General features: G+C 72.5%; 10 protein-coding genes and 2 pseudogenes. 3 read left to right on the top strand and 9 right to left on the bottom strand.

The window, feature by feature from the left end:
- Positions 1 to 257: pseudogene (locus STSP_RS03080) on the bottom strand (Tat pathway signal sequence domain protein); the annotation flags it as partial.
- Between the two features lie 321 nt (positions 258 to 578).
- Here STSP_RS03080 and STSP_RS03085 point away from each other — a divergent pair.
- The 3 genes and pseudogenes from STSP_RS03085 to STSP_RS03095 all read left to right on the top strand — a co-directional run.
- Positions 579 to 2051 (top strand): annotated as a pseudogene (locus STSP_RS03085) (glycoside hydrolase family 3 protein); the annotation flags it as partial.
- Positions 2048 to 2629 carry a hypothetical protein gene (locus STSP_RS39945; protein WP_232789507.1) on the top strand — a complete coding sequence of 194 codons (582 nt, stop codon included), beginning with the start codon at positions 2048 to 2050 and terminating at the stop codon, positions 2627 to 2629. The pseudogene STSP_RS03085 and the gene STSP_RS39945, both read left to right, overlap by 4 nt.
- A gap of 120 nt (positions 2630 to 2749) precedes the next feature.
- Positions 2750 to 3436 (top strand): SIR2 family NAD-dependent protein deacylase, encoded by a 687-nt coding sequence (locus STSP_RS03095; protein ID WP_067271643.1) that lies wholly within the window; start codon positions 2750 to 2752, stop codon positions 3434 to 3436.
- A gap of 55 nt (positions 3437 to 3491) precedes the next feature.
- Here STSP_RS03095 and STSP_RS03100 read toward each other — a convergent pair whose 3' ends face one another.
- The 8 genes from STSP_RS03100 to STSP_RS03140 form a co-directional block, all read right to left on the bottom strand.
- On the bottom strand, positions 3492 to 4001 hold the full coding sequence (locus STSP_RS03100) for a methylated-DNA--[protein]-cysteine S-methyltransferase (RefSeq protein WP_067271646.1): 510 nt from the start codon (positions 3999 to 4001) through the stop codon (positions 3492 to 3494).
- 29 nt (positions 4002 to 4030) lie between these two features.
- Positions 4031 to 5533, bottom strand: coding sequence for an AlkA N-terminal domain-containing protein (locus STSP_RS03105; RefSeq protein WP_067271651.1), 1503 nt, complete (start codon positions 5531 to 5533; stop codon positions 4031 to 4033).
- Positions 5534 to 5745: 212 nt separating this feature from the next.
- Positions 5746 to 6291 (bottom strand): O-acetyl-ADP-ribose deacetylase, encoded by a 546-nt coding sequence (locus STSP_RS03110; RefSeq protein WP_067271654.1) that lies wholly within the window; start codon positions 6289 to 6291, stop codon positions 5746 to 5748.
- A gap of 118 nt (positions 6292 to 6409) precedes the next feature.
- Positions 6410 to 7834 carry a phytoene desaturase family protein gene (locus tag STSP_RS03115; RefSeq protein ID WP_067271657.1) on the bottom strand — a complete coding sequence of 475 codons (1425 nt, stop codon included), beginning with the start codon at positions 7832 to 7834 and terminating at the stop codon, positions 6410 to 6412.
- Positions 7835 to 8139: 305 nt separating this feature from the next.
- On the bottom strand, positions 8140 to 8967 hold the full coding sequence (locus STSP_RS03125; RefSeq protein ID WP_067271669.1) for an inositol monophosphatase family protein: 828 nt from the start codon (positions 8965 to 8967) through the stop codon (positions 8140 to 8142).
- Between the two features lie 167 nt (positions 8968 to 9134).
- Positions 9135 to 11000 carry a gamma-glutamyltransferase family protein gene (locus STSP_RS03130; RefSeq protein ID WP_067271663.1) on the bottom strand — a complete coding sequence of 622 codons (1866 nt, stop codon included), beginning with the start codon at positions 10998 to 11000 and terminating at the stop codon, positions 9135 to 9137.
- Between the two features lie 66 nt (positions 11001 to 11066).
- Entirely contained in the window at positions 11067 to 12239 is a 1173-nt protein-coding gene (locus tag STSP_RS03135) for an ABC transporter ATP-binding protein (protein WP_232789506.1), read from the bottom strand.
- The coding region (locus tag STSP_RS03140; RefSeq protein ID WP_456300501.1) for an ABC transporter ATP-binding protein at positions 12236 to 12556 on the bottom strand (321 nt) is incomplete at its 5' end. The genes STSP_RS03135 and STSP_RS03140, both read right to left, overlap by 4 nt.

Consider the following 12556-nt stretch of genomic DNA (forward strand, 5'->3'; position numbering starts at 1 on the left):
TCGATCTTGCTGGTGTAGCCGGCCGTGGAACCGTTCTTCGACGGAATGTCCGGCTTGGCGACCGTGCTGGCGACGAACGTCGGGAGCAGCTTGTCCGCGGCCTTGCCCGACGTGGCGCCCTCACGCGAACCGCTGTTTGAACCGCCACAGGCGGTCAGCAGCGGCATCCCACCGGCCACGGCCGCCGCGGCGACCGCCGTGGAGGCGAGGAAGCTTCTCCGGCTGGGTCCGGAGGTGGAGGCGGCGTTCGGCGTCATTGCATCAACCCTTCATGGCGCACCTGGACACCCGGCGGTGGGCCGTCGGCTGCGGTGTCGTGACTGGAACTGGCTGAGCTGGAAGCTGACATCCCATCACTGCGACGCGATTCGCAGTCGAAGCGCTTCGATGTTGCTGCGAGGTTAAGTGAACACCCATAGGCGCACAAGGGTCGGTTCCAAGATTCATCCGAGGTGCTGGAGGGACCCTCCGTATGCCCTGCTTGATGCAACGATGTTGATGTCTTGCCAGTCCCCTGGTGTCTGACGGGCATCGAAGCGCTTCGAAAGCACTTGCCGCCCCCTATCAGGGAATCCCACCTGTCCGCGCACACGCAGCCTTTCCGCGATCCGCAGCTGCCGTTCGCGAAGCGCATCGACGACCTTCTGTCGCGGCTCACCCTCGACGAAGAGATGGGATGCCTGCACCAGTTCACGCCCGCCGTCGAGCGCCTGGGCATCGCGGCCTTCCGCACCGGCCAGGAGGCCCTCCACGGCGTCGCCTGGATGGGCCCGGCCACCGGCTTCCCCCAGGCGGTCGGCCTCGGCGCGACCTGGAACACCGATCTCGTACGACGCGTCGGCGAGGCCGTCTCCAAGGAGACCCGCGCGATGCGCGCCCGCGACGACCGCGTGGGACTGAACGTCTGGGCCCCCACCGTCAACCTCCTGCGCCACCCCCTGTGGGCCGCAACGAGGAGGGCTACTCGGAGGACCCGAAGCTCACCTCGGCCATCGCCACCGCGTACTCCCGCGGCCTGCGCGGCGACCACCCGACGTACTGGCGCACCGCGCCCGTCCTCAAGCACTGGCTGGCCCACAACAACGAGACGGGCCGCGACGTCACGTCCTCCTCGGTCCGCCCGCGCGTCCTGCACGAGTACGACCTGCGCGCCATCCGCGAGACGGTCGAGGCGGGCGCGACGGCCGGGGTGATGCCGGCGTACAACCTGGTCAACGGCCGCCCCGACACGTCTCCCCGTATCTGCGCGAGCACGTGCGCACCTGGACCGACGAGGACCTCCTCGTCTGCTCGGACGCGGGCGTGCCGTCCAACCTGGTCGACTCCGAGCACTGCTTCAACACGCACGAGGAGGCCACGGTCGCCGCGCTGCTGGCCGGCGTCGACAGCTTCACCGACCACGGCACCGATAGCTCGGAGATCACCGCACGGGTCCGAGGAGCCCTGGAACAGGGCCTGTTGACCGAGTCGGACATCGACCCGGCGGTCCGCCGCCAGCTCTCGGTCCGCTTCCGCCTCGGCGAGTTCCACCCGCAGTGCGACCCGCACACGCTCACCAAGGACTTCGACACCCTTCGGGCCACCGCGCCCTCGCCCAGGAGGCGGCGGAGCAGGCGGTGGTCCTGCTGAAGAACAGCGGGGGCCTGCTGCCGCCCGCGCCCGACACCCGGCTCGCCGTGGTCGGCCTGCTCGCCGATGAGTGCAGCTCGACTGGTACAGCGGCACCCTCATCCACCGCTCGACCCCGCTGGAGGGCCTGGCCTGTACGAGCGGTTCGGCGCGGAGCGGGTGGAGTTTGCGGAGGGCGTGGACCGCGTCCTGCTGAAGACCTCGGCCGGAGCCTTCCTGCACGTCCCCGAGGCGGACGCCGCCGACGAGGTGCGCGGCGCCGAGGGCGCCCTCACCCGGCCCTGCTCGCCGGCCGTACGGACCTGCCGCCGCTCACCACGGACACCGCTGGCACCGAGCTCGCCCTGGTCGACTGGGGCGAGGGCGTGCTGACCCTGCGCGCCCCTGACGGCCGCTACCTCTCGGTCGCCGAGGACGGGTGGGCGACCTGGACGCAGCGGACTTCGACGACCAGAGCGACACGGGGATCGTGGACCGCGCGAAGAAGTCGGGTGACTCCGTCGCCCCTGTGGCCGGCCGGAGGGGCGAGCTGGTGTTCCGCAACTGTGACTTCGGAAAGGGGGCTGCCGGGATCACGGTGGGCGTCCATCTTCGGCTGCACGACGGCGGAACCGCGCGGGTGGTGCCGGTCATGCAGGACGCCGCGGCCGAGAGCACACGCCTGGCGGATCTGCTCCGAACAGGCCGTGACGGCCATGCCGACTTCTCCCCGCGAGCCACGGCCGAGGTCTGGACCGCACTGTGGCGCATCTCCGAGTTGCCGAGGGGCGATGGAGCCGGGCGCCGCCACCCCTTCGTGGCTGCCGCACAGGCCTACGTCGAGGAGCACCTGGCCGGCCCGTTGTCCGTACCGGAGGTCGCTCGCGCCGTCGGAATCTCCCACACCGAGGTCAAACTGACCACCGACGGCCCACGGCTGATTGAGGTCAACGGCCGACTGGGCGGATTCCAGTACGGCCTGTCCCACATGGGCGGCGGCGTTAGGTTCTGGCTCTGGTAAGGGGATGCCGCAAGTGGTGCAGGGGCCGGTCCAGTACCGTGCCTCGACGTCGAAGGAAGTGAGTGCCATCGGCCCTCAGCCTCTTGGGCGAGACGTGTGCCTGTCGTGTTACATCTACCAATGCCTTGTGACTCCGGGATCCCGGACTACCGCGGGCCGAACGGGCTGTGGCGGCGCGATCCGGAGGCCGAGAAGCTCGTCACGTACGAGTACTACATGGCGGATCCGGAGATCCGCCGCCGCTCCTGGCAGATGCGGCGTAAGAACCGGACCCTGCAGGCCCAGCCGAACGCCGCGCACCGGGCGGTGGTCGACCTCGAGCGTGCCGGAGTGCCGGTGCGCGTCATCACGCAGAACGTGGACGGGCTGCACCAGCTCGCCGGGCTGCCGGACCGCAAGGTCCTCGAACTGCACGGGACGGCACGGTCCGTGATGTGCACCGGTTGCGGCGCCCGCTCCTCGATGGAGGACGCGCTCGCGCGGGTCGCCGCAGGTGAGGAGGACCCGTCGTGCCTGGACTGCGGCGGAATCCTGAAGTCCGCGACGGTCATGTTCGGCGAGCGGCTCGATCCGGAGGTCCTCGGCCAGGCGGTCACGATCACCAAAGCCTGCCAGGTGTTCATCGCGGTTGGGACGAGTCTGCAGGTGCAGCCCGCCGCGGCGCTCGCAGGCCTCGCGGCCGACCACGGCGCACGGCTGATCATCGTCAACGCCGAGCCGACGCCGTACGACGACCAGGCCGACGAGGTCGTACGGGAGCCGATCGGGACGGCGCTGCCGGAGCTGCTGCGGGGCCTGGCCCACTGACCGCGGAGACCGAGAACCCTCGGCCTGCTGACTGCAGATGAGCACCTGGCCCAGCTCAGAAGAGCCCGGCCCCCCTCTCGAAGTCCAGCAGCTGCTGCTTGCGCTCCAGGCCGCCGCCGTAGCCCGTGAGGCTCCCGTCCGCGCCCACCACGCGGTGGCAGGGCACGATGATGCCGACCGGGTTGCGGCCGTTGGCAAGGCCGACCGCGCGGGAGGCCTTGGGGTTGCCGAGTGCGTCGGCGAGTTCGCCGTAGCTGCGGGTCTCGCCGTACGGGATCTTCCTCAGCTGTTCCCAGACGGCGCGCTGGAAGGGCGTTCCGTGGAGGTCGAGGGGCAGCGTGAACTCCTTCAACTGGCCTGCGAAGTACGCCTTCAGCTGGCTGGCGATCTCGGCGAAGGCGGAGGCGGTGTCGTCTCGGTCGCCGAAGTCCTCCTCGGGTGGGCGGTGGCGCTGGGCGGTCATGTAGAGGCCGGACAGGACACCGTCGGTGAGGACGAGGGTGAGCGGGCCGTAGGGGCTGTCCAGGACGGTGTGCTGACGGTGCTGGCGGGATGTCGGTGACATGTCTTCGTACGTCCTTCTGCGTAAGTCGTCTATACGGGCATGAAGTTGATCGGGTGGTCGTCGGTGGCCCACAGGTACTGGACCGCATAGGCGCGCCATGGGCGCCAGGCCGCGGCGCGGGCGGTGAGCGCGGCCGGAGTGGACGGCAGGCCCAGCTCCTGGGCGGCACGCCGCATGCCGAGGTCGGTGGCGAGGAAGGCGTCCGGGTCGCCGAGAGCACGCATGGCGATGGCCTCGACGGTCCAGGGGCCGAACCCGGGCAGCGCGGCAAGCCGTACCCGGGCCTCGTCCCAGTCGCTCTCGGCTCCCAACCGCAGTGTCCCGTCGGCGAGTTGCCGGACGAGTGTGGTGAAGGTGGTGCGGCGGCTGCGCGGCAGGGCGAGGGACTCGGGGTCGAGTCCGGCCAGCGCTTCGGGGGAAGGGAAGAGGTGGGTGAGGCCGCCCTCCGGGTCGTCGACGGGCTCGCCGTGGGCGATGACCAGCCTGGCCGCATGGGTACGCGCGGCGGCCGTGGAGACCTGCTGGCCGAGCACCGCGCGCACCGCGAACTCGGCCTCGTCGACGGTCCGCGGCACGCGGCGGCCCGGCGCCTTGTCGACGAGCGGCGTGAGCAGCGGGTCCGTGCGGAGCAGGTCGTCGATGGCGACCGGGTCCGCGTCCAGGTCGAGCATTCGGCGGCAGCGGCTGATGGCGACCGGCAGATCGCGCAGGTCGGTGAGGGTGAGGCGGCAGCCGATGTGGTCGGGGGCCGGGGTGAGCGCGGCGATTCCGTGCCCGTAGGGGAGGCGGAGCGTGCGCCGGTATGCGCCGTCGAGCCACTCCTCCACGCCGGGTACGGCGGTCGCAGCGAGGTGGCCGAAGAGGTTGTCCGGGTTGAGCGGGGCACGGAACGGCAGGCGCAGGGTGAGCGCGCCCGGGGTGGCCGTTCCGTTGGTCTTCTGGCCGTTGGTCTTCTGGTTGCTCTTCGCCGTCAGGGCGCGGGTGCGAAGCTCGCTCGGGGAGAGTGCGTAGACCTCCCGTACGGTGTCGTTGAAGGTGCGGATCGAGGCGAAACCGGCGGCGAAGGCGATCTCCGCCATGGGGACCGCGGTCGTCTCGACGAGCAGGCGGGCGGTCTGGGCGCGCTGGGCCCGGGCGAGCGCGAGCGGCCCGGCGCCCAGCTCCGCGAGCAGCTGGCGCTCGATCTGCCGGGTGCTGTAGCCGAGGCGGGCGGCGAGTCCGGGGACGCCTTCGCGGTCGACGACGCCGTCGCCGATGAGCCGCATGGCGCGGGCCACGAGGTCGGCGCGCTGGTTCCACTCCGGTGAGCCGGGGCTGGTGTCGGGGCGGCAGCGCTTGCAGGCGCGGAAGCCGGCCTGCTGGCAGGCGGCAGCGGACGGGTAGAACGTCATGTTCTGCGGCTTGGGCGGCACGACCGGGCAGCTGGGGCGGCAGTAGATCCCCGTGGTCAGTACGGCGGTGAAGAACCATCCGTCGAAGCGGGCGTCCTTGGCCTGCACGGCGCGCAGACAGCGCTCGGTGTCGGTGTGCATGGCTCAAGGATGGTGCACGGCGACGGGTGCGGGCTGGCGGGAATCCGACATCAACCTTGCGCTGCCTGCGGAATTCGGCGTCGCCCTTGCGCTGGCTGCGGGCGCGACAGAATCCGGCATCGCCTTGCGCTGCCTGCGGGCACGCCACGCCTGACCGTGTCGCGCGCCCGTGCGCCGCGCGCCGCGCGCCCGCGGGTCAGTGTGCCCGCGCGTCAGTGTCTCGCCGGTTTCGCCGGTTTCGCCGGTTCCGCCAGCGCCGCCTCGAACGCGTCGTACGCCTCCTGGTCGAAGAGGACGAACCGCACCTCCTCGACGGGCGGCGCGGCGGCCTCCCGCACCGTGCGTACGGCGATGCGCGCGCCGTCGGCGATCGGCCAGCCGTAGATTCCCGTGGAGATCGCCGGAAAGGCGACCGTCCGTGCGCCCAGCTCGGCGGCGATACGCAGCGACTGTCGGTAGCAGGAGGCCAGCAGCGCGGAACGGTCCTCGCCCGGGGTCCAGACGGGACCCACCGTGTGGATCACGTGGGCGGCGTTCAGCTTCCCCGCCGTGGTGGCGACCGCCCGGCCGGTGGGCAGCCCTCCGCCGTAGACGGAGGCCCGCAGCTTGCGGCACTCCTCGAGGATGGCGGGCCCGCCCCGCCGGTGGATCGCTCCGTCGACGCCCCCGCCGCCGAGCAATGAGGAGTTCGCGGCGTTGACGATGGCGTCGGCCGTCTGCTCCGTGATGTCCCCCTGGACCAGGGTGATCGCGGTCATATCACCATCGTACGGAGCCGGGCGCGGGCTCGGCAGGCCCTCGTGGGTCTTATGGCGGTGCCGATCCCGGAAAGTCTGCGTGGCCGCGGCGGGGGCGCTGCCCCCGGACCCCCGCTCCTCAAACGCCGGAGGGGCCGAATCTCCGCAGCCGCCGCCACACCGCCTTCGCCGCGTTGTGGCCCGACATCCCGTGGACCCCGGGTCCGGGCGGTGTCGCCGCCGAGCAGATGAAGATCGCCGGGTGCGGGGTGCTGTACGGGAAGAGGGACAGCTTGGGGCGGAGCAGGAGTTGCAGGCCGGAGGCGGCGCCGCAGGCGATGTCGCCGCCGATGTAGTTCGGGTTGCGCGCGGCCAGCTCGGGCGGTCCGGCCGTGGCGCGCGCCAGGACGCGGTCGCGGAAGCCGGGAGCGAACCGCTCCAGCTGACGCTCGACGGCGTCGGTCAGATCGCCGTCCCAGCCGTTCGGCACATGGCCGTATGCCCAGAAGACGTGCTTGCCGTCGGGCGCGCGCGACGGGTCGGCGACGCTCGGCTGGACGGTGATCAGGAACGGCGAGTCGGGCGCCCGGCCCTCCCGCGAGGCCGCGCGCAGGGCCGCGTCGATCTCCTGGCTGCTCGCCCCGACCTGCACGGTCCCCGCACGGCGTGGCTCCTCGGCGGTCCACGGCACCGGTCCGTCGAGCGCGTAGTCGATCTTGAACACGCCGGCGCCGTACCGATACCGGTCGTAGGCGCGGCCCAGCCCCGCGATCCGGGCCAGCGCGGCGGGCGAGGTGTCGAAGACGTAGGCGCGGGCGGGCGGGAGATCGTCCAGCCGCTTGACCTCGTAGTCCGTGTGCACCAGGCCGCCGAGGTCCTTCAGGTACGCGGTGAGGGCGTCGGAGATCGACTGGGAGCCGCCGCGCGCGACCGGCCAGCCGCGCGCGTGCGCGGCCAGCGCGAAGACGAGGCCGACGGCGCCGGTGGCCAGGCCGTCGAGCGGCGCAATGACATGGGCGACGAGGCCGGAGAACAGCGCTTTGGCCCGCTCGTCGCGGAACCGGCGCATCAGCCACGTCGACGGAGGCAGGCCCACGAGGCCGAAGCGGGCGAGGGTGACGGGGTCGCGCGGGAGCGCGGTCAGCGGCAGCGACATGAAGTCGCGGGCGAGTGTGTCCCATCTGCGGGTGAAGGGGGCGACCAGCCTGCGGTACGTCCCCGCGTCGCGCGGCCCCAAGGACGCGGCCGTCTCGGCGACGGAGCGCGACAGCACCGCGGCCGTGCCGTCGGGGAAGGGGTGCGCCATGGGGAGGGGGGCATGGAGCCACTCCAGGCCATACCGCTCCAGGGGCATCGCCCTGAAGGCGGGCGAGTTGACCCCGAGAGGGTGGGCTGCGGAACAGGGGTCGTGCCGGAAACCGGGCAGCGTGAGCTCCTCGGTCCGCGCTCCCCCGCCCACCGTGTCCCGCGCCTCGAAGACGGCGACGGAGAATCCGCGGCGGGCCAGCTCGACGGCAGCAGTCAGTCCGTTCGGCCCCGCACCCACGACGACGGCATCGAGCATCGACGGCACCTTCGGACTCCCTTGTCAGCCGACGGCCACTGCACCCCAGGATATGCCGGGGGTCTGACAGCCCGACGGCCGCGGTAGCGTCGGCCGGATGGTGACGCACCGCTTCCGCGCCTGGTCCGAGGAGAACGAGACCTCGTACTGGTTCGAGACCGCGCAGGACGGGTGGCCGGCGCGCCAAATCTCGTTCGAGGGTCCGGACCGCGTCCCGGCGACAGCGGCCTCGCTCGCCGAACTCACCTATCTCCGTGAGGAGTTCGGCCTGTTTCGGGAAAACCGCAGCGCGGCTTCAACTCAGCTCAGGCTCCGTCCGACAGCAGGCCCGCGACGCGGCGAGCCGTGGCCGCGTCCCGCGCGGCCGTGAACGGCAGCGCATTGCCCCCGGTGATACGGAACGGCTCGCCCGCACGCGTCAGGTGCGCACCCCCCGCCTCCTCGACCAGCAGAATCCCGGCGGCGTGGTCCCAGGCGGCTTCCCACGAGAAGGCCACGGCGTCCAGCTCACCGCGGGCGACGGCCAGATACTCCAGCCCCGCCGAGCCGCACGGCCGCGGGTCCACGCCGTCCACGCGCAGCCCGACCAGGGCCTGCTTCTGCTCGGGTGTGGTGTAGTCCGGGTGGGACGTGGCCACCTGCAGCACCTGGCCTGCCGCCGGTGAACCGGACCGCAGCGGCGCGCCGTTGAACACGGCGCCCTGCCCGCGCACGGCCACGGCCAGCTCGTCGAGCGCCGGCGCGTACGTCCACGAGGCGAGGACCTCGCCGCCCAGCGCCAGCGCGACGAGCGTGCAGAACCCCGGGTTCCCGTGCACGAACTGCCGCGTCCCGTCGACCGGGTCGACGATCCACACCGGCGCCTCGCCGCGTATGGCCTCGTACGTCCTCGGGTCCGCGTGCACCGCCTCCTCGCCGACGACCACGGAGCCGGGCAGCAGCTCGGTGAGCGCTGTCGTCAGGAACTCCTCGGCCAGCCGGTCGGCCACCGTCACCAGGTCGTGCGGCCCGCTCTTCTCGACGATCTCGTGCGCGGCGAGCTGCCGGAAGCGGGGCACGATCTCGACGGCGGCTGCCTTGCGGACCGCCTCCTCGACGTCGGTCAGTCCGTGTACGAGAAAGTCATCAATCATGCGTCCCATGAGAGCACGCGTCACTGACATCGCCCGCCGAGCCCGGTGTACGGCGGGTGGAATCACCGTGAACGGGGTGAAATCCCCTACCGGCCGGGCCGCCTCGTCGTCAAGGAGAAGGCCACGACCGGGCAGGCCCGGCCGGCGTTTCGCCCTCAGCGCCCCCGTTAGCGCCCCACCGCGTACCCCTGCATCCCTCGTGGATTGGCTGCCGCGGACAGGACCCCGGTTTCCGGGTCCCTGGCCACCGCGCACAGGCGCCCCTCCGACCACGCCGCCCCCACAGTCACCTCATGTCCCCGGCGCCTCAGCTCCTCGATCACCTCCGGGTCCATGCGGGACTCGACGGTGACGGACCCCGGGTGCATGCCGCGCGGGTAGAAGGAGCCGGGGAAGCTGTCGTTGTGCCAGTTCGGGGCGTCGATGGCGCCCTGCAGGTCGAGCCCGCCGCGCACCTGCTCGCGCAGCGCGACCGCCAGGAAGAAGTGGACCTGCCACTGGTCCTGCTGATCGCCACCGGGCGTCCCGAAGGCCATCACAGGCACACCGTCCTTCAGGGCGAGGGACGGGGTCAGGGTCGTGCGGGGCCGCCGCCCGGGCGTGAGCGAGTTCGGCAGGCCCTCCTCCAGCCACGCCATCTGGAGCCGTGTGCCGAGCGGGAAGCCCAGCTCGGGCACGACGGGGTTGGACTGCAGCCAGCCGCCGCTGGGCGTGGCCGCGATCATGTTGCCCCAGCGGTCGACGATGTCGAGGTGGCAGGTGTCGCCCCGGGTCCCGCCGTCCGGTGCCACATCGGGTTCGCCCAGCACGGACGATGCGCCTGCCGATGACGCGCGGCCGCTCCCGCCCACGGTGGGCTCGCCCACGCCCGCCCCCGGGATGCCCAGAGGATCGAATCCGGGCTCTCCGGAGGCCACCACGCGCGCGTGCGCGCTCAGCTTCGGCACACACCCGCCCGGGCTCCCCGGCCGCAGCTCGTGCGAGGCCTTGGCGCCGATGAGCGCGCGCCTCTGCGCGTTGTACGCGTCGGACAGCAGCTCGTCGACGGGCACGTCCGCCGCGTCCCCGTACCAGGCCTCGCGGTCGGCCATCGCGAGCTTGCAGCCCTCGACGAGCATGTGCACGTACTCGCCGGAACCGTACTCGGGCAGCTCCGGCGGAAGCAGGGCCAGCTGCTGCAGGAACACCGGCCCCTGGCTCCAGCCGCCCGCCTTGCACAGCGTCCAGCCACGCCAGTCGTACGTGACCGGCGCCTCGTACGACGCGGACCAGGAGGCCAGGTCGTCCAGGGTGAGCGTGCCGGTGTGGCGGGTGCCGCTGGTGTCCATCGTGGGGCGCTGCGCCTGCCGTACCAGCGCCTCGGCGATGAATCCGCGGCTCCAGATCCGCCGTGCGGCCTCGATCTGCCCGACCCGGTCCGTGCCGCCCTCCTCGGTCGCCTCGGCGATCAGCCGGCGCCAGGTGACGGCCAGCGCGGGATTACGGAACAGCTCACCCGGCGCGGGCGGCCGGCCGCCGGGCAGATACACCTCCGCCGACGAGGTCCACTCGGTCTCGAAGAGCTCACGGACCGTCTCCACGGTCTCGCCGACGCGCTCCACGGGCGCGTGCCCGTCCTCGGCGTACCCGATGGCGTACGCGAGGACGTCGGCGAGGGACTTCGTGCCGTAGTCGCGCAGGAGCAGCATCCAGGCGTCGAAGGCGCCGGGCACGGCCGCGGCGAGCGGCCCGGTGCCGGGGACGAGGCCCAGCCCGAGCGAGCGGTAGTGCGCGACGGTGGCCCCCGCGGGCGCGACGCCCTGGCCGCACAGCACGCGCACCTCGCCGCCCGCGGGCGCGAGGATGATCGGTACCTCGCCCGCGGGCCCGTTGAGGTGCGGCTCGACGACGTGGAGGACGAAGCCCGCGGCGACCGCGGCGTCGTAGGCGTTGCCGCCGCCCTCCAGCACCGCCATCGCGGACTGCGAGGCGAGCCAGTGGGTGGAGGAGACCATGCCGAAGGTGCCCTGGAGCGTCGGCCGGGTGGTGAACAAGAGTGCAGCTCCTAGCGTGCTGTGCGGTGTGCGGGGTGTGCGGGTGTTCGGGATCGTACGCAGGGGTCAGTCGCCGACGGGAGAGCCGGCTCCGGCGGGAGAACCGGTTCCGGTGGGAGAACCGGCTCCGGCAGGAGAACCGGCTCCGGTGGGAGAGCCGGTTCCGGCGGGAGAAGCGGTGCCCGTACCGGCCGTGCCCGTCTGCGGTGGTGCTGCCGCGTCCGGTGCGGTGCCGTCGTCCGTGACCAGGTGGCACGACACCTCGCGGCGGCCGCCCGGCAGGACGCGCGGCTCCGGCTCCTCGGTGCGGCAGCGGCCTGTGGCCAGCGGACAGCGGGTGTGGAAGCGGCAGCCGGGCGGCGGGTCCAGCGGACTCGGCAGTTCGCCGCTCAGCACGATGCGCTGCCGCGAGCGCTGCTCGGCCGGGTCCGGGACGGGCGCCGCGGACAGCAGCGCCTGCGTGTACGGGTGCTTGGGATCGGCGAACAGCTCGGCTGTCGGGGCCTGTTCGACGATCTGGCCGAGGTACATCACGGCGATCCGGTCGGCGAGGAACTCGACGGCCGCGAGGTCGTGCGTGATGAACAGGCAGCCGAAACCGCGGTCGCGCTGCAGGTCGGCCAGGAGGTTGAGCACGGAGGCCTGCACGGAGACGTCGAGCGCCGAGGTCGGCTCGTCGGCGACGAGCAGGTCCGGGTCGACGGACAGGGCGCGGGCGATGGAGATGCGCTGCCGCTGCCCGCCGGACAGTTCGTGCGGATGCCGGTCGGCGTGCTCCGGGCGCAGCCCTACCTGCTCGAGGAGTTCCGCCACGCGCGCGCGTGCCGCGTCCCCCTTGGCCAGCCCGTGCAGTCTCAGCGGTTCGGCGATGATCGCCCCCACGGTCATGCGCGGGTCGAGTGACGACGAGGGGTCCTGGAACACGAGGTGGAAGTCCTTGCGTAGCGGGCGCAGGGCACGCCGCGACATGCGGGTGATGTCGGTGCCGTTGACGCGTACGGTGCCGCCGGTGGGCTCGTCGAGGCGGACGGCACAGCGTCCGACGGTGGACTTGCCGCTGCCCGACTCGCCGACGAGGCCCACGACCTCGCCGCGGCCGACGGTCAGGGTGACGCCGTCGGCTGCGCGTACGGTGCCGCCGGAGCCGGTGAAGTGGCGTTCCAGGCCGACGAGTTCGAGCACGGGCCCCGGCCCGGTCCCCTCGATGGCGCCGGCGGTTGCGGTGGTCGCGGTGGTCACTGTCCGGCCTCCTGGGTGATGGGCTGCAGGGCGACGTCGTGCGGGTGCCAGCAGGCGGCCCGATGCCGGGCGTCCGCGCCCGCGTCGGCCGTGACGGCCTTGAAGCCCGGGCGGCTCGATGTGCACTGCTCGTCCGCGCGGGCGCAGCGCGGGGCGAAGGTGCAGGCGGCGGGCTGTTCGTCGAGGCTCGGCACGAGGCCCGGGATCTCGAGCAGCCGACGCTTGGCCCCGCTGCCGGACCCTGCCGCCCCGCCGGACCCTGCGGCCCCTCCGGACCCCATGGCCCCGCCCTGCCCGGGCGCCGCGCCCGCCCCGCG

Source organism: Streptomyces jeddahensis (genome assembly GCF_001642995.1).
Taxonomy (GTDB): Bacteria; Actinomycetota; Actinomycetes; order Streptomycetales; family Streptomycetaceae; genus Streptomyces; species Streptomyces jeddahensis.

Coding starts and splice junctions, on each gene's coding strand:
- STSP_RS03105 (WP_067271651.1), bottom strand. CDS start 5,533: ATGCACACCGACACCGAGCGCTGTCTGCGCGCCGTGCAGGCCAAGGAC.
- STSP_RS03100 (WP_067271646.1), bottom strand. CDS start 4,001: ATGTCACCGACATCCCGCCAGCACCGTCAGCACACCGTCCTGGACAGC.
- STSP_RS03095 (WP_067271643.1), top strand. CDS start 2,750: ATGCCTTGTGACTCCGGGATCCCGGACTACCGCGGGCCGAACGGGCTG.
- STSP_RS03115 (WP_067271657.1), bottom strand. CDS start 7,834: ATGCTCGATGCCGTCGTCGTGGGTGCGGGGCCGAACGGACTGACTGCT.
- STSP_RS03110 (WP_067271654.1), bottom strand. CDS start 6,291: ATGACCGCGATCACCCTGGTCCAGGGGGACATCACGGAGCAGACGGCC.
- STSP_RS03125 (WP_067271669.1), bottom strand. CDS start 8,967: ATGATTGATGACTTTCTCGTACACGGACTGACCGACGTCGAGGAGGCG.